A 20,739-nucleotide genomic window follows, 5' to 3' on the forward strand; every position below is an offset into this window, starting at 1 on the left:
CTGAGTACGGCGGGTGCCTTCGCTCGTATGTGCCTGCGCGGCGTCGAGGCGACCCGCGCATGCGCACGCGAGTGCGGCACGTCAGGATGGTCGTTGGCAGGACTGACGGGCGTCGACCGGCAGCACCGGCGCACCGGCAGTACCGATACCGAGGTCACTAGGAGCCACCCCACATGAGCAGTTCAGCGCAGATCGGCGTCACAGGGCTCGCGGTCATGGGCCGCAACCTCGCACGCAACTTCGCCCGCAACGGCTACACGGTCGCCGTGCACAACCGGACGCCGGCGCGCACGCACACACTGGTGGAGGAGTTCGGGCACGAGGGCACCTTCGTGGCGGCCGAGACGGCCAAGGAGTTCGTGGCGGCGCTGGAGCGGCCGCGGCGGCTGGTCATCATGGTGAAGGCCGGCGAGCCGACGGACGCGGTCATCGAGGAGTTCGCCCCGCTGCTGGAGCCCGGCGACATGATCATCGACGGTGGCAACGCCCACTTCGCGGACACCCGGCGCCGGGAGAAGGCGCTGCGCGAGCAGGGCATCCACTTCGTCGGCATGGGCGTCTCCGGCGGCGAGGAGGGCGCGCTGCACGGCCCGAGCATCATGCCGGGCGGCCCCAGGGAGTCCTACGACTCGCTCGGCCCGATGCTGGAGAAGATCTCCGCGAAGGCGAAGGACGGCTCCCCCTGCGTCACGCACGTCGGCCCGGACGGCGCCGGGCACTTCGTGAAGATGGTGCACAACGGCATCGAGTACGCCGACATGCAGCTGATCGGTGAGGCCTACCAGCTGCTGCGCGACGTCGCCGGGTACACCCCCGCGCAGATCGCGGAGATCTTCCGCACCTGGAACACCGGCCGGCTGGACTCGTACCTGATCGAGATCACGGCCGAGGTCCTGTCGCACGTGGACGCCGCCACGGGCAAGCCGTTCGTGGACGTGGTGGTGGACCAGGCGGAGCAGAAGGGCACCGGCCGCTGGACCGTGCAGATCGCGCTCGACCTCGGCGTGCCGGTGTCCGGCATCGCCGAGGCGGTGTTCGCCCGCTCCCTCTCCGGGCACGGGGCGCTGCGTGAGGCCTCGCGCGGGCTGGCCGGCCCCAAGGCCACGCCGATGAGCGAGGCGGAGGCGGCGGCCTTCGCGGACCGGGTGGAACAGGCGCTGTACGCGTCGAAGATCGTGTCGTACACGCAGGGCTTCCACGAGGTCGCCGCGGGCAGCGAGGAGTACGGCTGGAACATCGACCTCGGCGCGGTCTCGGCGATCTGGCGGGGCGGCTGCATCATCCGGGCGGCCTTCCTGGACCGCATCCGCGCCGCCTACGACGCACGGGCGGACCTGCCGAGCCTGCTGTCCGACGAGACGTTCGCGCGGGAGATCGCCGACGCGCAGGACGACTGGCGCGAGGTCCTGATCGCGGCGACCCGCCAGGGCGTGCCGACCCCCGGTTTCGCGGCGGCCCTCGCCTACTACGACGCCCTGCGCGCGGAGCGCCTGCCGGCCGCGCTCACCCAGGGTCAGCGGGACTACTTCGGCGCGCACACCTACCGGCGCACGGACCGCGACGGCTCGTTCCACACGCTGTGGGGCGGGGACCGGTCGGAGGTGTCGGCGTAGCACCGCATGACGGAGGGCGGTGGGCGGCCCCCGCGGCCTCCACCGCCCTCCTCCTGCTCTCGCCCGGTGGCCGGCTCAGCTCAGCGGAGGGCCGGGTTCCGGGTTCGGCACCGGTTCGGGGCCGGGCGGGATCGGCGACGGTGACGGCTCGGGCGGCCCCGGGTGCGGTGGGGGCGGCTGCGGTCCCGGCCCCGGGGGCCGCGGCGTCGGTTCCGGTCCGGGGCCCGGCGGCGGGGGTGCGGGGTCCGGACCGGGGGGCGGCTCCGGAGACGGCACCGGGTCGGGGATGGGCTCGGGATGCGAGGGGTCGGGGCCCGGGGTCGGTCCCGGTGTGGGGCCCGGCGGGACGGGATCCGGGTACGGGTCGGTCATGGCGCGTGTCCTCCGGCCTGTCGGTCGACGTCGGCTCTGGACTACTCCCCCGCCTACCCGACGCCCCCGGCTCCAGTCACCCGCCCGCGTGACACCGCGGGGCCGGACGGCTCATCCGGGCGGGTCCCGCAGCAGGTCCGCAGCCGCCGCGAGCCCCAGACGGGGGCTGGACAGCACGGGGACCCGGGCGGTGGTGAGCCGCTCCGCCGGGGCCATGGACGCCTGGGCGAGGACGATCACATCGGCACCGGTGACGGCGTCGGCGGCGTCCGCGACCCGCCGCGCGTACCCCGCCGTATCGCCCGCCTCGAAGCGTTCCCAGGCGCCGTCAACCAGTACGGTCCGCACGCGGACGGATCGCCCGGCCCGGCCGGCCTCCTCCTCGATCAGCGCCACCGTCGGCCGGAGCGTGCTCTCCAGGGCGGCGAGGACGGCCACCCGCGGCCCGGCGGCCACGGCCGCACCCGCCATGGGCCGGTCGACGCGGACCACCGGAACACCGGCCTCGGCGGCGGCCGCCTCCGCGACGGCGCCGATGGTCGAGCAGGTGCACAGCACCGCCCGGGCACCACCGTCGACGGCGTCCCGCACCCGCGCCCGTACGTCGTCGGCGACGGCGGCGGGGCCGGTGGCACGGGCGCGCTCCAGCAAGTCCCCGGCGACGAGGTGCCGCAGTCCCAGCCCGGGATGCGTCTCGTCGCGCAACGCGTCGAAGACCGGCACGTGGACCGGTGAGGTGTGCAGGAGTGCGAGCACGAGCGACGCTCCTTGTCGTCGGGAGGGCTTCAGAACCGCTCGGGGTGCGCCGCCAGCCACTTCTTCGCCGCCCGGATCAGCTCGGGGCCGGCCGCCGGGGCCTCGTCCGGGTGCCGTTCGGCCCAGTTGGCAACGTACGGGCAGAGCGGCGCGACGACACTGTCCTCGCGTGCGGCGACGGCGTAGAGCTCGCGGGCGAGTGAGCCCGCGATGCCCTTGCCCTCGTGGGCGGGCTCCACGATGGTGTGAACCGGCACGAGCGCACGCTCGGGGTTGTCGAGGACGAAGTACTCGATCCGGCCGACGACCTCACCGCCCGCCACGGCCTCGAGCCGGCCCGCCTCCCGGTCGTCACGGATCTCGACGTCACCCACGGCCATGTCACGCTCCTGCCTCGGTCCGCGCCGCTCAGGCCGTGACAACGGCCTGCGGGCTGCGCTCCTGGTCCGACCCCGGCACCGGCTCGGACGGGTCGGCGCCCAGGGCCACGATGCGGTTGCCGGCGTCCACATGCACCACCCGGGGTTCCAGCGCCCGCGCCTCGGCGTCGGTCACCTGAGCGTAACTGATGATGATCACCAGATCACCGGGGTGCACGAGATGGGCGGCGGCCCCGTTGATCCCGATCACCCCGGACCCGCGCTCCCCCTCGATGACGTACGTCTCGAGCCGGGCCCCGTTGGTGATGTCGACGATGTGCACGAGCTCGCCGGGCAGCAGGTCGGCGGCGTCGAGCAGATCGGCGTCGATGGTCACGGAGCCGACGTAGTGCAGGTCGGCCTGGGTGACGGTGGCGCGGTGGATCTTGGACTTGAACAGAGTACGCAGCACTTTGGACTCCTAGAAGACGGCTCCCCGCCGGCTTTCTGCAGGTCAGGGGCGTTGTTCACTGTACACCGACGCTCGTCGGACTCGAAGATTCCAAAGAAGATCGACTTTGCTCGGGCAAGAAGGCTCCTCGCCTGTGCTTCCGTGTAGACCAAGCCGCTGCACCAACGTCGACCAAGCATCCGCTGGAGTGCCTGTCCCCGGACTGGGCAAGGACTCATGCTGACCATATGCTGACTTACCTGACGACGCGCCAGGTGCGCACTTCGTCGAGCACGGAGCCACCCTCCGCGTCGGCCTGGAAGAGGGTCAACGCACCCGGCAGGGGGCTTCGTCCGTCTCAAGGCATTACAGCGGCTAACAGAATGGGCGCTGGGCACTGTGCCTAGAGGTATCCCGACTCGTCGTCGGCGACGAAGCGGGTCGGAGATCGCTCCAGCAGTTCCAGGAACTGCAGCAGGTCATCAGTCACCTTGTCGAGTTCTGGGTCGTCCAGCGACGCCGTCCGCGTGCGATAGACCGCCCCATTGGGCCTGGGGACGCAGGACAAGCCGTCGCCGTTCGAGCCAATGACCAGCCGTAGGGACTTCCGCTCCGCGCCGACGTCGGCAGCGCCGTATTCGTAGAGCCGCAGCAGGACAGGAGCCGTTGGCGCAACTGTGTCGCTTCAGGGGCGAGTTCCGCTCGTGTCTTACCGCTCGTTCGGACACGTTGTTTGAGCCAGCCGACACCGCCCTGTGCGGAGACGGGCCGGTGAGGTCGCTTGTCGACCTGTCGTTGGTGGGCGAGCGACCCCCGCAGACGCCGGCCGCCCTTGGCAGTCCTACCTGTGACACGTCGACATCAAGCACACCCTCCGCCTCTCCAAGCAGACCCTGGGCTGGACCGGACCGAAGATCCGCACCCCAGGGCAGCCAACCGATGGACCTGGCTGATCGTCGCCGCCTACACCCAGCTGCGGCTTGCCCAGCCCCTGGCAGCCGACCGTCGCCGGCCATGGGAGAAACCCAGTCCGCCGGACAGGCTGACTCCCGCCCGCATCCGCCACGATTTCCGGCACGTCCGCCCAGTGGCCGCCTGCCCGGCCCAGGCACCGAAAGTCTCCCGCCCCGGCCCCAGACGACCACCAGGCCGCAAGAACACCCGGCCCCGCAAAACACAACTGACGCGACGACAAACGAAGAAGTCGACGATCCCACGGCCCGGCGCACAAGTTAAACAAGTGGGTGATCGGCCACGACAACGGCCACGTTGTCGCCCTCTCCAACCACTCACTGCCAGGTGGACCGCACCAACCTGCCGTGGCAACCGCAAGTTCAGGTAGTGGTCTGGTTCACCTCCCTACCGATTCCAACCCGACAGAACGGACCCAGCTCGGTCAGGGGCGGTCTGCGAAGTGCCCGGAAGGGAACATTCGAACCACACCATCTTGCCGCTACCGAGCCGGGTACTGCCCCAGCGCCTGGCCAGGTTGTTGACCAGATAGAGACCGCGTCCGCCCTCATCAGTGACCCGTGGCCGCCTCAGCCGCGGCATATGAGGTACATCATCACTGACCTCGCAACGCAGTACGTCGGTATGCAGAAGCCGCAGCGCGATCGGGCGGGAAGCGTACCGCACAGCGTTGGTGACGACCTCACTGACCAGCAGCTCCACCGCATCCGACAGCTGCTCCAGCCCCCATCTCGCCAGCACGCGCCGGACCAGTCGGCGAGCCCGGGCCGGGGACCCGTCTTCGGGCTCCAGGAACCAGTACGCCACATCGCTCGGCGCGATCCCATCAAAGCGGGCAGCGAGCAGCGCGATGTCGTCGTCCCGGTCCCCCGGGCCGAGCATGTCAAGTACCTCGTCGCACAGTGCCTCTAACGGCGGCGGATGATCTGGACCGGTCAGACGGGCTGTTGTGGCAATTCTTTCGCGCAGTTGCTCTATGCCTGTCCACACATCCCTGAGCCGGGACTCGACCAAGCCGTCGGTGTAGAGAAGTAGCGTAGCCCCGGCGGGCGCGTCCAGTTCGACAGCCTCAAAGTCAACGCCGCCGATGCCGATAGGTGCCCCCGACGGGACCCGCAGCACCTCGGCGTAGCCGCCCAGGTGCAGAAGGACAGGTGGGGGGTGGCCGGCGTTGGCGATGGTGATGCGGTGCGAGACCGGGTCGTACACGGCGTAGAGGCAGGTGGCCATACGATCGGTGCCCAGCCTCTGTGCCTGCTCGTCCAGTTGATGGAGCACCTCCTGCGGAGGCAGGTCGAGCCCAGCGAGGGTCTGGGTGGTCGTCCGTAGCTGACCCATGATCGCCGATGAGGTCATCGAGTGACCCATGACGTCGCCGACGACCAGGGCGACCCGGCTGCCGGGCAGCGGGATGGCGTCGTACCAGTCGCCGCCGACCCGTGCAGTCTCGGCGGCGGGAAGATAGCGCGAGGCGAGTCGGACACCGGTGGAGCGGGGCAGCCTCTCGGGCAGCATGGTGCGCTGCAGCTCGTCGGCGAGGTACACCTCACGCCCGTAGAGCACTGCCTTGTCGATGCCGATGGCGCTGTGAGTGGCCAGCTGGGCGGCGATCAGCAGGTCATCCGCTTCGAACGCCATCCGCTCTGGGCGGCGCAGAAACAGTGCGGCCCCAATGACCCTGCGTCGGCCGCGTAACGGGGCGAAGATCACTCGCCGCCCGTCGGGCACAGTGAACGCGCTGCCTTCACCGAAGAGCTCAGGCATGACGTCACCAGAGCGCGAGTTTGTGAAGACCGGGCGCACTCCACGTAATACCTCGGCAAGCACACTGCCGGGCCGTACCTCGCACACGTCGGCGATCCCTTGATTTCCAGGATGCGATAGGTTCAAGGCTGGCGAAATGTCCACAAATTCCGAATTTTCACCGCTTCGATTCCCATGCCATCGCCGCAGCATGAGGGGGCCGGTAGGTCGCTCGTCGCCGATCGGCAGGGGATCGCGTAGGTAAAGGACTAGGCTGTCGGCGAAGTCCGCGACTGCGGTGTCGAACAAGGCGTCGAGAATCGCAGCAACGTCGAGTTCGCCAGCGATCCGAGCCGTCGCCGAAGCCACGATCGACGCCATGCCTACCGGCGCCGGGTCGCCGCTACCGGCGCCGAGCGCTCTGAGCACTTTTTGGGCGGCATGGCCGAATGGTCTCACTTCGGCAGGAAGAAGCTCCAGCGCGTTGGGATTGTGCAGCACTGCGGGCACGCTGCCCGCGCCTTGAACACGGGCCCCTACGTACTCTTCCAGTACCACGCACAGGCGCCAGGCTTCGTGCTGGGAAAGGAGCTGTTTCAATTCCTCCTCGGCACCGCCACGGAAGGTCACCACGAATATGCCGCCCTCCTGTGGATGAAGCGACACGATGTCACTCGTGATCAGCTCGGCGATGTCGGCGACCGTTGCTTCGGGCACGAGTTCATGCTGTATGAGCTGCAGCACGGGCAGGCCGACACGCCCGACCAAGGCGCATAGGACAGCAAGTTTGACCGCAGCCGGCGAGGCCGTCCGGACGAAAGCTTTGACCGTGTCAGCCTGCGCGAAGGGGGCTTGAGCGGCTTCGCCTCGTGGGACCCTCCCCGCGGGGGGAATGAGTATTGCGTCGCAGCCGCCCGGATCGCCACGCATCTGCGCACGTGCCCAACGCCCGAGCGAATGCGAGCTCAAGGACAGGACGGGGACAGGGAGCCACGGCGCCCGGCCATCCACCAAGTGCTCCAGTAGCACCGGCATGTCAAAGCGCAGCGTGGTGCTGCCACTGCCTGGCACGGCCTGGGTGGCAGTAACAGCGGGAAGGTCCAATGCGCTGCTCCGCCAGAGCTTGGGGGGCAGCAGGTCTAGCAGTGCCACCGGTGTCGACCGGGCCCAGGTCCGCAGATGCCTCCAGACTTCCGGGCTGTACCAGCCAGGGGTCGAGCAGTCCGAAACGACAATGACCAGACGTCTGCCCTGCGGTGAGAGCACGTGGTCGGGCCCGGCCACCGCTCCCTGGTGGTCATGAAGCACGGGCTGTGCGTTCTCAAATGTCAACCCCCAGGTGCGCAGCAGGCGGAAGGCTCCCAAATGGTCGAGCACACGTTCCAACTCGTTGATCGTTTCCTTCCAGACCTGCATGGACAGAGACCGGTCGACAATCAACAGCAGGTCGAACCACCGCTCCGGAGCGGCTCGGAACGCTGGGATCAGTTCGCCGCTGCGCGCGTAGCCGTCAACGGTTTGCTCTATGTCGAGCTCCGCGTGCAGGCCGTTCACCCACGGCCGTTTGTAGGCCCGCAGTGCCCGTAACAGGTGCAAGGCATTAGGAAGGGCTCGACCTCGGGCAACGGCAACCGACTCGCCCGGCAGTTCTCCGGGGCTGTCGGACAGCTGCTCGTGGATTGCAGCGTCAGGGTGGAGTGACCCCGTCCCCGCCTGGCCGCGCTCCGGTTGGCGCCCCTGTCCGCCACTGGCTCTCGGTGGCACGGGTCCGGGTTCTTCAGCTTCTGGGTGCAGGCTGATCCCGGCGGGGAGTGTAGCGGCCAGCCAGACGGCCTCGGCCAGCGCCGTGGCGTCCAGGTCCAGCCCGTCTACATGGAGGTCCTGCCACACTCGCGAAACGTGGTCAGGCACGTGATAGCTCTCGCATAATCAGGTCAACAACGTTCTGCCGCCTGTTGTCGCCCGGAGCTGCGTTTCCGGACATAACGTGAACGGCGTTGAGTAGTTGATCGATGGCCAGGCTGTCACCACCGTCCAACCTAGCGACGAATTCTTCGATTAGGTCTCGCACTGGCCCGTGATCATTGATGTCGATCTTCAGGTGAGCCATGATCATTTGACGGAGCAAGGGTGCCGTAGGCGGTGGCATAGTGTAACGAATGCACCGGCGAAGGAAGGCGGCGGGGAAGTCACGCTCACCGTTGCTCGTCATGACGATGAACGGGAACTGCGTGCAGCGCACACGCCCCCGCTCGATGGCGTGGTACTCCTCACCACCCCACTGCCGAACGCAGACAGTGTCGTCCTGGTATCGGGCAAGCTCGGGGATTTCGTATTCGCCGCGCTCCAGGACGTCGAGGAGATCGCTGGGCAAATCGAGATCACTCTTGTCGACCTCGTCGATCAGCAACGCGCGGGGTTTCTGCGCCGGCAGCAGGGCCGTGCCGAGCGGCCCTAGTTGCATGAACGGTGCGATGTCATCAACACCGCCTGCTTGACCGAGGCGCTGCGCGTGGATGCGGCCCAGTGCGTCGTAACGGTAGAGGGCGTCGTTGAGAGTGCTGCGGGAGGTGATATGCCAGCGCAGCACAGATCCGAGCTTCAGCTCGCTGGCCACCTGCTCGACGACCGTCGACTTACCTGATCCGGCCGGTCCCGTCACCAAGAGCGGCCGACGCAAGTGCAGAGCCGCGTTCACGGACTCCACCAATCCGGCGGGTGGCTGGAACTCCTTCGCCATAGCACGGCGTGGGAAGGTCCGCCACGGTGGTGGGGGCGCGAGTTGCACGTCACGCGGAATACCGTCGCCGGTGTAGTACGGACTCCAGGTCATGCGATGCTCCCGTGTACGGCGTGCTGTGTATCGAACCAGCTGCAGAAGTCGAGCCATTCGAGGTCGTGCCAGACAGTTCTCAGGTCAGCGAGCCGGTCGGACGGCTCGACGCTACCGCCCTGCCAGCGTCGCCGGTACGCCTGGGCCAGTTCGGTCGGCAGGCGGTCCCAGACCATGTCGAGGAGCGCCCGCTCGGTCGGTGAGAAGCGACGGTCAGAGTCGGGCCACAGCAGGACAGGAACATAGGCCAGCAGGAGCTCCATCGCCTGCTTCAGATGGGCGGGGCGGTGCGAGAAGGCCACCGCCCGCGTGTACCTGCCGGCCCGCAATTGCTCCGCGAGATCGGCTGCCTGGGCTGCGTCCTGTTCGGCCAGCCAGTCAACGGGAGCCTTTGCCGCGCAGGTACTCATCTGTTCCAGGCCAGCCCGGGCATGGTCGTTGATCCACCACAAGTGGGCGGGGGGATTCAGCCGCATGCTCCAACGCACCACCACATCGTGGTTGACGCCCAGGCGCACACCGAAGTCGGTTTCCTCGGGTCTCCACCGCAGGAGCAGCGAGGTGGGGACGGCGACGTCCACATGCCGCAGTGGTGCCTGGCGCGGTCGGGCATGCTTGCGCGCCCAGGCGACGGCCTGCGCGAGCTTCGCCTCGACTGCCGTCTGGGTCGGAGCGCAGGCAATCTCTGCCCGCTCGCACACCGTGCCGCCATCTAGCAGCCACAAGCTCAGTGATTCAGGCCAGTCGTCGGCCACGGTGGCATGCAGGCTGACGACCAACCGCAGCCGTCGGGCGGTTTGGCCGCGCAACAGCTCCTCCTGGGCGTCGTTGAGTTCGATACGGGCCCCGCACGCATCCGCCCATGCCGTCACCCCGGGGCTGCAGAGATCGAGTCCGGCGTCGCTGCCGAGCGCCACGACGAAACGGGTGAGCAGTGCTGTCCGGCTGTCACCGACCCTGGGAGCGCGGAGGACGAGTAGTTCGAGGAGGTCCCTGAGCAGGGCTGTGCCCGTGGCGTCCGACACCAGCGCGTACGCATCAGCGGGCAGCAGGGGCAGTGCCTTACGCAGCCGCTGGGTCGTGAGCTTGCTGTCGACCCAAGAGGTGAGGAAGGACTGCGTCACCAGGCAGATGCGCAGGCCATCCACCACGTGGAGGGCCCGGTGCACGAGGGCTGGGAGACCTCCCACGCCAGATTCCTTGATCGCATGCATGTCGTATCGGACCCGGTCCAATTCATGCAGGGACCACGGTTCCGGCCAGGCCGCCGCAAGACCGATCGCGTCCAGCGCCGAGCGGAGGTCCTCAGCACCCAGCAGGCCCGGGCCCGGGCCATCGGCGCCGGTGCCACGGGGATTGTGCGCCAACCACAGATCGTGCACGGCGAAATGATCACCGTCGTGCTCCAGACTGACGATGTCCTGCCCAAGGACCGTATGGCGCAGCTTGTCCCTCAGTGCGGATACTTCGAAGTGTTCTCCTGCGCCCGGTATGCCCTGCCGCAGCAGTTTCGTTAGCTCCCGGGTAAACACGAGGTCGTACGCCTCCTGTTCTGCACCTGAGGCCATCAGCAGGGACAGGCGAGTCCGCCCGCCTCGCACGCCTGCCACGAGGGCCTTTACGTCAGGCACGGCACCAGCGGCGTGGCAGGTATCGACCAGGCCAATCACTCCGTTGACGCCCGGCTGCTCCGCCGCTTGGACGAGAAGATGACCTACGTTCACCGCACTGCCCAGAACGTCGGGCTGCGCGTCAGCCCCCATCATGTACAACTCTGGGCGTCCTTGCGGCGCCATGCCGTGGCCGAGGAAGGCCAGGATCAGGGTGGCGCCAACATCGCCGGCGCGCCGGGCGGCCGTGCGCACTGCGGTCTCGATCCGTGTCTGCGTGACGGCCGCGCCGTACAGCAAAGCGCCCTCGTCGGCGAGCGCAGGGGAGCAGTACCCCAGATGCTCCTGCTGGAGCAGATCGGCCAGGGTTTGGGCGGCTCCCTCTAACTGATCCAAATGGCCCATGGCCGCGTTCTGGGGCGCCACAATGAGAAGCAGCCTCGACGCAGTCATGCAGGTCCCCTGTCCCCGGCAGCCCGCAGGGCCTCCATGACCGGGCCGGCCACGCTGGCCTGCGCAAGGTATTTCGTGGCCGTGTGGACCCAAATCCCGTCGGAGTCCACCCGATCGGTCAGGGGCAGGCAGCCAGCGGCGTTAGGCAGGATGGCCCGCTCCAGCCGCGGGCGCGGGGCGATGATGTCGTCCCGGTCCCAGAAGTTGAGCCAACGGTGCACACAGTTGGGGGTGGCGGGCGGCTGGGGCCGCAAGCGCGGGTGCACGACAGTACGCATGCCGATTGGAGATCCCACCGTCACCAGCAGCGGTATGGATCCTTGATAGTGGTGCAGCGCCTCCAGGGCAACAACGCTTCCGAGCGAGTGCGCGATTACAACCGTCGGCCGGTCCTCATGCAGGAAGCTGAGAAGACGGCTTCGGATACGTTCGTCGAGAGTGCGGCCGTCGTCGTCAGCCTCGGACCTGGCCAGGTAGCGAGTCACCTGGGCGAGGTGACCAGCCATGAGACGGCTGCTCGCCCACTGACCCCCGCGGCGCACTCCGGGCAAGGCCAGCAGGGTTGTACAAACATTCACCAGCCGCCGTACTAAGTTTCCACTGCCTTGCGCCTGCTGCGCGGCGGTCAGTTCCACACGAGCGTGCTGCAGGATGCGTCGCTCGCCCTCATCGGAACAGGTATCCAGGTGCGTGTCGATCACGTCGCCCAGCAACTGACGGAACGCCTCGGCCTCGCCAACGTTAGCGAGCGGTGCCAAGCCGCCTTGTGCCATCGGACGCATGAACAGGTCTCCGTAGTACGCGAAGACTGCTTCAACGGAGCCCTGTCGAGCCAGTGCCGAGCCCTGCGACGAATGGCCCGCCTTGCGAGCTCCCATGGCCAATGCACGGAGCCAGGAGTCGCGCTCCCCCTCAGGGTCTCGTGCACTACCAATCCCATGAACGAACACTAAGCCTGATCTCACTGCAAACCCCCTCCCCCGCATGCTCTCCCACCACACAAGTTACAGGTCAGCGGCGTGGTAAGGGTCAAAATTAGCAAGCGCAGCACGTGCAATGAACGAGCGCGCAAGAAAGCATGAGGTGTTCGAGTGGACCTGCGACTGCTGCCCCACCGTCGCCTGTGGAGCACTCGATCCGGGCAGCGTCGTGGTTCAAACCAAACCAGGCTCCCGACTGTGACCGATCGATCGCGATCGCTACCACCTGGTGGGCAGCTGCGTTCCGGCCGCCTGCCCAGACTGCTACTCCAAGCCGCAAGGCAACGACAAGGAGAAGGCAGTGGAAGAACCCGAGTCGCAGAACGTCCCGCTGCACGTCTCGACAACAACCGGCGTACCTGCGAGTGATGACAACAGGATGTTCGTCGAGGTGCAGCGCGCGGATACGAAAGCAACAGCACTGAGTGGAGTAGCCGGTGCCCTACTTGCGATCACGGCAGGGACTGCGCTGTCCGCACCGGTGAACTCGTCGCGCATGCTCAGCGTGGCTGTGGCGCTGGTGGGCGCACTGCTCGGGGCAGCCCTGGTATCGGCACTGATGGCCCTGCGCCCCATCTTCCCGAAGGACGACGGGCTCGTTTGGCGTGAGGAGTTCGTCGGCGGAGGCAGCGGAAGCAGGCACTCGTCGGCAGCCCTACCGCCACGTCCGGTGAGCTGCGCCGAGATACCGGAACGTGAGGCCGCCCTGACCGCCCTTGCGCGCCGAAAGTTCCGGGCGGTCAAGGTGGCCGTCGATCTCACCGTGGCCGCAATCAGTGTGGCCGGATTGGTCCTGTTGCTCACCTTACTCGCCTCCTGAAAATCTCACCCTCTATGGGTTGGTCCTTACGTTTGGGGGGATATGTATCAGTCGCACATGGCAGTGATCGGCGAGAGTCTGTGGTTGCAGTTGCGTGCCCTTGCCCCCATGCGGGTGCGCCCGGCCCGCAGCGTCCTCTTGAGGCAGGGGGATCCCGGTACCCATGTGGTCTTGCTGGCTTCGGGGTCGACCATCGTGACGTTGACGGGGCCGAACGGGGAACGGGCCTTGCTCGCGATACGCGGCCCTGGTGAGCTGCTCGGCGAACTGGCCGTCCTGGATGCGCAGCCCCGCTCGGCTTCTGTGATCGCTGCGGAATCCTGCCACGTGCATCTCATTCCGGCTCCCGATTTCCTTTCATTTGTCGAGAGCAACGGCCTACTCAACCCGTTGCTACGCCATGCGATCGCGCGGGTCAGGGAGTCCGAGGCCGTCAGGCTGGAACTCGCCACCGCGTGTGTTCCCGTACGTCTGGCCGGTGCCCTTCGCCGGCTCGTGGATGCAGCTGCGACGAATCAGCCAGCGGTCAGTGTCCGACTGACTCAGGAAGAGCTCTCCCAGATGATCGGTGCGTCCCGCAACGCCGTCGGTACGGCGATCAAGCCGTGGCGGGAGGAAGGCTGGCTGGAGACGGATCCGGGTGGCGGACTGCTGATCCACGACATCACATCGATCACGGCCCACGCCCGCAGCACGATGTGACCGGCCGCACCCGGGCGGTGCCCAGTAGTGGGCACCAGAGCGTGCCCGGGCCGATCAGCATGGGGCACTCGATTCCTCCGTCGTGACCGAAAGGTCGGTGACAGTGTGCCCCTTTCCTCGCCTTCGTCCGTCGACGTGCCACCGGAGCAGGCACTCCTGGCCGTGGATATGCAGGGCTACAGCCAGATTCCGGAAGCGAAGATGGCGCCCGTCCGTTCGGATCTGGATGACGTCCTCACCAATGTGCTGGCCCACGTTGGACTGCAGGATCCACGAGACCGGCCCGGTGCATTCAAGGACACCGGAGATGGAGCCATCTTCGTTATGCCGGCCAAGGACATCGCACGGCTGGTCGACCCGCTGCTGGAACACCTGCACACAGCGCTCGTCCGGTACGACCGGGAACGGCTCGCTAACGCACCAGCGATCCGACTGCGTGCCGCTGTGCACGTCGGCCCGCTCACCCTGCCCGCCCATCGCGGCGATGCCATCAACGAGGTGTGCCGACTGCTCGACAGCCAGGTCGTGCGCGCGGGCCTCACCGTGGCCCGGGAACACCGAGGCGGCTTTCTGGCCGCCGTCGTCTCAGAGGCGGCGTTCCGGCGGACCGTCCGCGCGGGACGCACGCCGGACCTCAACGAGGAACGCTTCCTCCGCGCCACGGCGCGGGTGCACGGCAAGACATTCGAGGAGCCGTGCTGGCTGTTCGTACCCCAGATGACACCGCAAGCCCTCGCACCGCTCCTCAGCCCAGAGTCCCTCGGAGGCGGGGGCGGAACAACCGCGCCGACGTCGTCGGCCGGTTCGAACAGCCCGGCTGGCGCCGTCTTCCAGTTCAACGGCGAAATGACCGACAGCACCGTGATCAACACGGTCGGAACGATGCACATCGACCGGCGCCGGATCTGACCGTGCCCGTGCCCTCGCACCGAGCCGCATCGAAAGGAACCAGAGAGCGCATGTCCGATGACCGTTCCCCTTTTCCGCGCCACTCTCCCAACGAGCTCGAGTCTCTGTCGACGGGAGCAGATCGCATGGCTCCGCGTCCGCTGGACCCAAGCAGTAGCGCCCCTGAAGGCACGGAGACCGTTGGCGCCGGCCGGGCCGCCCCGGCAGCGTTCGTCGTGCCTCCCGTACCGGACACTGGGCCGGCACCGATCACGGTGAACCGTCCGGAGTTGTTCGTCAATCACGCCGACAAGATCATCAATGAGACCCGCAAACCGGGCATCCTCGAAGGCTCCACGCTTTCGCGTCACCGGATCAAGCAGGAGCCGATCGCCCGCGAAGGCCAGTGGGCAGAGACGTGGCAGCATGCTCTGGATCCGGCGGGGTTACACCCGCGGAAGCACGTACTGATCGTCGTCGCCCCGCGGTCGTACGGATCGACCACCCTGGCCCTGCACCTCCTCGCCGAGCACACGGGCGAGGAGACCGACATCGTGAAACTGGACGCGGACTGGAAGACACCCAAAGTGGGCTGGCTTCCCGCCGAGGAGCGCCACGCCTACCAGGTCGACCTCAAAGACCCTGAGCATGACCGGATCACGGCCGATTTCCTCACCATGCTGGAAGAGCATGCCGGACTTCTGGAAAAGCTGGGCTCCTACCTCGTCCTGAATGTGGCCAAGGACCTGTGGACTGACCGATACGTCCCGGTCCAGTCAGGCATTCACGTCGTCCACCTCAACGAGCCACCTCCGGCCCAGAGTGTCGTGGAGGCCCGGCTGAGGGCTCGCAAGGCCCCCGGCCTGGTTGCCTACCTTCACTCCGTCGACAAGACCAAGGCTCCGCTAAACCGTCTCGACGCCGTGGAAGCGGCTCGCACGGCGGACTCGATCATGCTTGCGTGGCAGGAACACGAACAGCTGACCGATTCCTCGCTCCCCATGGACGTCCCGTCATCGTGGTCCGCACTCGATGCCGGACTGGCCGAACGGATCACGTCCGCCCTGTCCGACTGGCGGGACAAACTCGACATCCTGTTCGGAGAGATGGTCTCCGTGCATGGAGGCAAGGACAAGTCGCTGCCGCTGGAGGACCGCTGCCTCCTCCTGGCCCTCGCCGTGCGGCAATCCGCTCCGATGCCCGAAGTGGCCAAGGCCGCCCGGGACCTGCAGCAAATCATCAGCGCCGACGCTGCCGGCGAGAGGGGCTTCGCTTCGACGACAAGTGCAGCATTCGCCGGCCGTGGGCTGCGCCGCCGTGTCGTCGATGCCGGCGCCGGAGTTGGCAGCCACGACGAAGTCGTCTTCGACCAACCCGGCTACGGCAGGGCCGTCCTGACCTATGTCTGGGACAACTACGAGGTCATGCGCGAGCCCTTGCTGAAGTGGCTCACGTCCGGGGACGGTAGCGAGGCAAATGAGCACGTCGTGGATGCCATCGCCGCCCTGACCCTGCGGCACGGGAACATCGGCCATCTCGTCCAACTCGGATCCGCGACCTACCCGGTGAAGAAGGAACTCCTCAGCGCACTCCTGGTGCAGGCCGTCCAGGACGAGCACGTCGGCCGCCAGGTATGGAGCATTCTGTATGGCTGGGCATCGGTCAAGGAACGCGCGAACACCGTGGTGGCCACCTGCCGACAGGTCTTGAGCACCCCAGATGTCACCTCTTCTCAGGCCAGGATGGCCATGGTCCGCCTACGGCGAGCCGCCAACAGCGGGCACGAATCAGCCTGGTCTGAGGCTCTCAAAGCCTTCGCCGAGCAGGCTCAGCACCCCGCTGGGGTGGCCCGGCTTATCACCGAAGTACGCGCATGGCAGCAGTCAGGTCGGACCCGCGGTGCCGGCACTGCGGCCTTCCTGGCCCTCATGTCCGTACCGGGCACCACCATCCCGTGGCTGCTGTCCGATGCAGTCCCTTCCGAGGTGGACGTGAAGCGGGCACTGCAGGACCTGTTGGGAGACATCGCCACGGCACCGGACGCCATCAACCACCTCACCACATGGATCAGGCAGTCAGCGACCGACCCCGACACCTACGCCCGCGTCCGCGACGGGTTGCTCCCCGTCCTGCGCGGCCAAAAGATTTTCAAGGCTTCCGTGAGCCTGATGCAGGCGCTTGAGCACGTTTCGGTCGACGGGGAGACAAACGCGGCCAACGACTTCTGGGACCGTCTCGTAGACCCGCGCGTCCGCACGGTGATTCAGCTCAACAGGGACCCGGCGTGAGGTGGTTCTGGCAGCGCCGGGCCCGTACGATCCACTGCACCCAGCCACGGATGCTCCGCTGCGCGACCCCCGGTATCCACTTCGAGGCCACGTTCACGATCGAGTGGCGCCCCGCGTTACGGACCCGGCCCAATCTCGAAGACCTCGTACTCAGCCAGACCCTAGCGCGGGCCGGCGAGGTTGCGCAGCTCTTCCCAGCCGTCGAGGTGCGCACCGCGCAGGACACCATCAACGCCGAGCTCGGCGCCCCGGAACACACCCGCGCCACCGGGTACCGGTGTCTGGCTGCCCGTGTGGAACTGGCGCTCTCGGAGAGCTCACGGGAGGACCTTGCTCAGCAGCAGGCTGACGAGGCACGGGTACGGCGGCTGCGGTTCCTCCGCACGAACCTGTACGAGCAGCCCGACCTTTTCGTGCTGGACCGGATCGAAAAGCAAGGTGATTGGCCGGGCGCTCAGCAGGTTGCCGAATGGCAGCGCCTGGCACGGTGGATGGTCGCGGCTGACGAATGGTGGCAGCCCATGCTCGACCAGTGGGAAAAGGTCGGCCAGGGCTTCAACGACATTGAGCTGCAGAACCGGGCCATGCTCGCGCTCTGCGACGCGCTCCAGAAGCTGAAGGGCGATGATGCGTCGGACGACTCCTCCGTCCCTTCTCCTGGTGCTGCGAAAGGGCGGTGCGAGGAATGAGCCTGACTCTGTGGCGGATCCTCCTGGACCCCCTCACTTCCTGGCGTGCGCTTCGCCTGCGACGCAAAGCGGGCGGCCACCTGTCATTTGATGCAGCCTGGCGGCAGGCGCGGATGCTGGCTGCGCCAGACGAGATTGTGTACCGAATGCACGGCCACCAGTTCCCCATCGAGGACGAGGGAGACCCTGCGCAACCGGACGGGAAGATGTACCGCCTTCCGTAAGTACCTGTGTCGCGTTCCGGACCCCGCTCTCACGCACAATGGTCGGATGCTGGACTGCTGAGGACTCGACGGGATCGAGAACCTCCCCCAGCGCGGGCGCGGACCACCTCAAACGTACCGGGTCCATGGCTACGGGATACGTGGAAGGGGGACTCTGCCTGACAAGGAGGCACCATCTCGGCCGGCCGAGTGGACGCATCCCTCCCGGCTTATGCGTCCTCAGCGGCGGCGTCGCGCTCGACCCGGATCCGCTGCAGGTCAGTGCCTCGTGATCGGCGCTCAACTAGGGCTACGGCGTCTCGAACCGCCTCGCCCAGCTCAAACCGATCGTGCTCTTCGCCGCCTACGGCTACCAGCGGAGCGGTCGTCGAAGCAGGTTAGCAAGCCCGGACACGCTCCGGCCTGGCACTGGGCACCGCTAACCCGGACGCGATGCCCATGACCGGCCGCGGCCTCCTCCTGGCTGACGTCCTGGCCGACCACTGAGGTGCGGAGCCTCGCCCGCCCTCCCGCAGGACCCTGCGGCGGAGATCAGGAGGCGCGCAGGCGCCAGCCACGATCCGCCACAGGGCTTGGATCACGGCTGAGCAGCGCACCCCGCACGGCACAATGGACACCGTGAGCGACAACAGAACGGATCTTGCCGACTTCCTGGGCACGCAGGAGACCGCGTCCCTTGAGTTCAAACGCACCGCTAAACGCGAGGGGAAACGCGGAGACGCTATCGGAAACGCGGTGTGCGCCATGGCCAACGATTTGGGCGGCCACGGTGGTGGCGACATTCTCATCGGTGTCGATGACAAGGGACACCCTGTCGACGACATCGACCTGAGCGACCGAGCACTCCTTCAGCTCACCGAGCTGCGGGACGACGGGCGCATCCTCGACCGTCCGTCCCTTACCGTCGATAGGGCCATCTTTCGAGGCAAACCGGTCATCCGCCTTCATGTGGAGGCATGCGCCACTCCACCAGTCCGATTCGAGGGCGTTATCTGGGTCCGTCCCGGCCCCACCACACGCAGGGCGAGCCGAGAGGACGAGCGTGTGCTGGCGGAGCGTCGTCGCGCCAAGGACATCCCGTTCGACACACGGCCGCTGCCTCTCACCCGCCTCGAAGACCTAGACCTTGACCTGTTCCGGCAGTCGTATCTGCCTTCCATGGTCGCGCCTGAGGTGATCGAAGAGAACGGCCGTCCCGTAAACCTCCAGTTGTCGTCACTCCACCTCATGACGCCGGACGGTGTGCCGACCGTGCTCGGCCTACTCACCATCGGCCTCGACCCGGGCAGCCACATTCCCGGGGCGTACCTCCAATTCGTCCGCTATCAGGGCATGGACCTAGACGCCCCCGTCGCGGACGAGCAGGAACTGCGTCAGAACCTGGTTGGACTTTCGGCCCGGCTCGAACCCCTGCTGCGGAGTAACCTGCGCACTCGCCTCGTGGAGGACGGCTTCCGCGAGACGCCCCGCCCAGACTATCCACTAGAAGCACTGCGCGAACTCTGCATGAATGCCCTCATGCACCGTAATTACGAGACCTCTTACGCGCCAACTCGCATTGTGTGGTTCGATGACCGCATCGAGGTCACCAATCCCGGTGGGCCCTTCGGGCAGGTCCGGGACGACAACTTCGACCGCGTCACCGATTACCGCAATCCTTCCCTGGCCGCCGCGATGAAGGGTCTCGGCTACGTGAACCGGTTCGGCCGGGGCATTGGCCGGGTTAAAAAGGCGCTAGAGACCAATGGAAATCCGCCCGCCGAATTCCAGGTCGACGACACGTCCTGGGCTGTCGTCATCCGGAGAGTCGCATGACATCGATCGCGTTGTTCAACAACAAAGGTGGGGTGGGTAAAACGACCCTCACCTACCACCTCGCCCACATGATCAGGCGACTCGGCCTAAGCGTGCTGGCGGTCGACCTCGATCCTCAGGCCAACCTTACCTCGATGTGCCTGGAGGAAACAGAGATCGAGGAACTGTGGGAGAACTCTTCCGAGCTTATCAACCAAGGCGCGGCAATGGCGGGCCTGCCGGGCACGGGGCGGGTGCGTAGCGGTCAGACCATTGCTGATGCCGTCCGTCCCATTCTGGAGGGCACCGGTGACATTGCGGTCGTCGAGCCGGTTCGGCTCCAGCCGGACCTATGGCTGCTGCCAGGCAGTCTCGACCTGAGCCGCTTCGAGGACAAACTGTCCAATGAATGGTCGCGCGCCTATGCGGGCGACGTCGCCGCCATTCGCACGTCCACGTCGTTCCACCGCATCATCGAGCAGGCGGCGCGGTCCGTGGACGCCGACATCATTCTGATCGACGTCGGCCCCAACCTGGGTGCCATTAACCGGGCCGCCCTAATCTCAGCTGACACGGTGCTAATGCCGTTGGCCGCGGACCTGTTCTCACTGAAGGGCCTTAGCAACCTGGGGCCAACTCTGCGCCAATGGCGCACCGATTGGCAGTCCCTCGTCCTGCCAAGGGTTCCCGATAACATCTCCGCCCCTCGCGCGAGCATGCAACCGCTGGGGTACGTCATCATGCAGCCAGAAATGCGACTTGACAGACCAGTAAAGGCGTACGAGCGATGGCTCCAGCGCATCCCTTGGGTATATTCCTCAGCAGTCCTCGGAGAATCCCCGCCCTCGCGAGGGGACGATAGCCACCGTATTGCCACCATGCGGAATTACCGCAGTTTGATGCCCCTCGCGCACGATGCACGCAAGCCCATGTTCGATTTGAGGCCGGCTGATGGTGCACTCGGCAGCACCCAGCAATACGTGAAAACCTGCTTCAAGGAATTTAAGGCGCTGTCTGAAGGTGTTCTTGCCAGGCTAGAAGATCTCTCCCGAGACACGGGCGACGCATCCAAGGTTGGTTGACGGTTTTCATCCGACGAGTACGTCAAGGAGCTGTTTTCAACCTGGCTGGTTCGGTGGCAAGTTGGTGTAAGGGGTGAGTGCGGGGAAAGGTGAAGCTCCTGGTAGATGGG

The 20,739-nt window shown here is 66.8% G+C and carries 15 protein-coding genes and 1 pseudogene; 9 read left to right on the forward strand and 7 right to left on the reverse strand.

The features are described from left to right. Positions 1 to 173: 173 nt before the first annotated feature. Complete coding sequence (gndA, locus tag F1615_RS13420; protein WP_149549172.1) at positions 174 to 1,613, forward strand: NADP-dependent phosphogluconate dehydrogenase; 1,440 nt, start codon at positions 174 to 176, stop codon at positions 1,611 to 1,613. A 483-nt stretch (positions 1,614 to 2,096) separates the two neighbouring features. Here gndA and F1615_RS13425 read toward each other — a convergent pair whose 3' ends face one another. From F1615_RS13425 to panD, 3 genes are read right to left on the reverse strand one after another with little or no spacing between them, the layout of a single operon-like run. Further along, the gene (locus tag F1615_RS13425; protein WP_149549173.1) at positions 2,097 to 2,741 is read right to left on the reverse strand and encodes an aspartate/glutamate racemase family protein; all 645 of its coding nucleotides are present in this window, start codon (positions 2,739 to 2,741) and stop codon (positions 2,097 to 2,099) included. Positions 2,742 to 2,770: 29 nt separating this feature from the next. Next, complete coding sequence (locus tag F1615_RS13430) at positions 2,771 to 3,115, reverse strand: GNAT family N-acetyltransferase (protein WP_167533739.1); 345 nt, start codon at positions 3,113 to 3,115, stop codon at positions 2,771 to 2,773. A 34-nt stretch (positions 3,116 to 3,149) separates the two neighbouring features. Next, positions 3,150 to 3,572 carry an aspartate 1-decarboxylase gene (panD, locus tag F1615_RS13435; RefSeq protein WP_149549175.1) on the reverse strand — a complete coding sequence of 141 codons (423 nt, stop codon included), beginning with the start codon at positions 3,570 to 3,572 and terminating at the stop codon, positions 3,150 to 3,152. Positions 3,573 to 4,348: 776 nt separating this feature from the next. Between panD and F1615_RS36225 the strand changes: the two are divergent. Then, positions 4,349 to 4,773 (forward strand): annotated as a pseudogene (locus tag F1615_RS36225) (NF041680 family putative transposase); the annotation flags it as partial. A 137-nt stretch (positions 4,774 to 4,910) separates the two neighbouring features. Here the strand turns inward: F1615_RS36225 and F1615_RS37080 are convergent. Genes F1615_RS37080 through F1615_RS13460 form a run of 4 tightly spaced genes read right to left on the reverse strand, consistent with a single transcriptional unit; the run spans position 4,911 to position 12,040 of the window. Next, positions 4,911 to 8,177 carry an SAV_2336 N-terminal domain-related protein gene (locus tag F1615_RS37080; protein ID WP_425385637.1) on the reverse strand — a complete coding sequence of 1,089 codons (3,267 nt, stop codon included), beginning with the start codon at positions 8,175 to 8,177 and terminating at the stop codon, positions 4,911 to 4,913. Beyond that, positions 8,170 to 9,099: an AAA family ATPase gene (locus tag F1615_RS13450; RefSeq protein ID WP_149549176.1), complete on the reverse strand. Its 930-nt coding sequence runs from the start codon at positions 9,097 to 9,099 to the stop codon at positions 8,170 to 8,172. The genes F1615_RS37080 and F1615_RS13450 overlap by 8 nt, the downstream gene beginning before the upstream one ends. After that, complete coding sequence (locus tag F1615_RS13455; protein ID WP_149549177.1) at positions 9,096 to 11,162, reverse strand: caspase family protein; 2,067 nt, start codon at positions 11,160 to 11,162, stop codon at positions 9,096 to 9,098. Before F1615_RS13455 ends, F1615_RS13450 begins: the two co-directional genes overlap by 4 nt. Next, positions 11,159 to 12,040 carry an alpha/beta hydrolase gene (locus tag F1615_RS13460; protein WP_244328712.1) on the reverse strand — a complete coding sequence of 294 codons (882 nt, stop codon included), beginning with the start codon at positions 12,038 to 12,040 and terminating at the stop codon, positions 11,159 to 11,161. Before F1615_RS13460 ends, F1615_RS13455 begins: the two co-directional genes overlap by 4 nt. A gap of 403 nt (positions 12,041 to 12,443) precedes the next feature. On the opposite strand from F1615_RS13460, the gene F1615_RS13465 reads away from it, so the two are divergent. From F1615_RS13465 to F1615_RS13500, 7 genes are all read left to right on the forward strand, one after another. Further along, entirely contained in the window at positions 12,444 to 12,962 is a 519-nt protein-coding gene (locus F1615_RS13465) for a hypothetical protein (RefSeq protein ID WP_149549179.1), read from the forward strand. 57 nt (positions 12,963 to 13,019) lie between these two features. Beyond that, positions 13,020 to 13,664 carry a Crp/Fnr family transcriptional regulator gene (locus F1615_RS13470; protein ID WP_244328713.1) on the forward strand — a complete coding sequence of 215 codons (645 nt, stop codon included), beginning with the start codon at positions 13,020 to 13,022 and terminating at the stop codon, positions 13,662 to 13,664. Positions 13,665 to 13,769: 105 nt separating this feature from the next. Continuing rightward, complete coding sequence (locus tag F1615_RS13475; protein WP_244328714.1) at positions 13,770 to 14,573, forward strand: hypothetical protein; 804 nt, start codon at positions 13,770 to 13,772, stop codon at positions 14,571 to 14,573. A gap of 50 nt (positions 14,574 to 14,623) precedes the next feature. Next, positions 14,624 to 16,840: a hypothetical protein gene (locus F1615_RS13480; protein ID WP_149549181.1), complete on the forward strand. Its 2,217-nt coding sequence runs from the start codon at positions 14,624 to 14,626 to the stop codon at positions 16,838 to 16,840. A 50-nt stretch (positions 16,841 to 16,890) separates the two neighbouring features. After that, positions 16,891 to 17,529, forward strand: a complete 639-nt coding sequence (locus tag F1615_RS13485) for a hypothetical protein (protein ID WP_149549182.1) — start codon at positions 16,891 to 16,893, stop codon at positions 17,527 to 17,529. 833 nt (positions 17,530 to 18,362) lie between these two features. Then, a complete protein-coding gene (locus F1615_RS13495; protein WP_149549184.1) occupies positions 18,363 to 19,568 on the forward strand; it encodes an ATP-binding protein in 1,206 nt (401 codons plus the stop codon). Next, a complete protein-coding gene (locus F1615_RS13500) occupies positions 19,565 to 20,629 on the forward strand; it encodes a ParA family protein (protein WP_149549185.1) in 1,065 nt (354 codons plus the stop codon). The genes F1615_RS13495 and F1615_RS13500 overlap by 4 nt, the downstream gene beginning before the upstream one ends. The last annotated feature ends 110 nt before the right edge of the window (positions 20,630 to 20,739 follow it).

Origin of the sequence: Streptomyces marokkonensis, from assembly GCF_008312835.1 — a bacterium.
Classification (GTDB): domain Bacteria; phylum Actinomycetota; class Actinomycetes; order Streptomycetales; family Streptomycetaceae; genus Streptomyces; species Streptomyces marokkonensis_A.

What these genes read in the sequence shown, in the direction of transcription:
- gndA (WP_149549172.1), top strand. Translation starts at nt 174, where the DNA reads ATGAGCAGTTCAGCGCAGATCGGCGTCACAGGGCTCGCGGTCATGGGC.
- F1615_RS13450 (WP_149549176.1), bottom strand. Translation starts at nt 9,099, where the DNA reads ATGACCTGGAGTCCGTACTACACCGGCGACGGTATTCCGCGTGACGTG.
- F1615_RS13455 (WP_149549177.1), bottom strand. Translation starts at nt 11,162, where the DNA reads ATGACTGCGTCGAGGCTGCTTCTCATTGTGGCGCCCCAGAACGCGGCC.
- F1615_RS13460 (WP_244328712.1), bottom strand. Translation starts at nt 12,040, where the DNA reads ATGGGAGCTCGCAAGGCGGGCCATTCGTCGCAGGGCTCGGCACTGGCT.
- F1615_RS13470 (WP_244328713.1), top strand. Translation starts at nt 13,020, where the DNA reads ATGGCAGTGATCGGCGAGAGTCTGTGGTTGCAGTTGCGTGCCCTTGCC.
- F1615_RS13480 (WP_149549181.1), top strand. Translation starts at nt 14,624, where the DNA reads ATGTCCGATGACCGTTCCCCTTTTCCGCGCCACTCTCCCAACGAGCTC.
- F1615_RS13485 (WP_149549182.1), top strand. Translation starts at nt 16,891, where the DNA reads ATGCTCCGCTGCGCGACCCCCGGTATCCACTTCGAGGCCACGTTCACG.
- F1615_RS13495 (WP_149549184.1), top strand. Translation starts at nt 18,363, where the DNA reads ATGGACACCGTGAGCGACAACAGAACGGATCTTGCCGACTTCCTGGGC.
- F1615_RS13500 (WP_149549185.1), top strand. Translation starts at nt 19,565, where the DNA reads ATGACATCGATCGCGTTGTTCAACAACAAAGGTGGGGTGGGTAAAACG.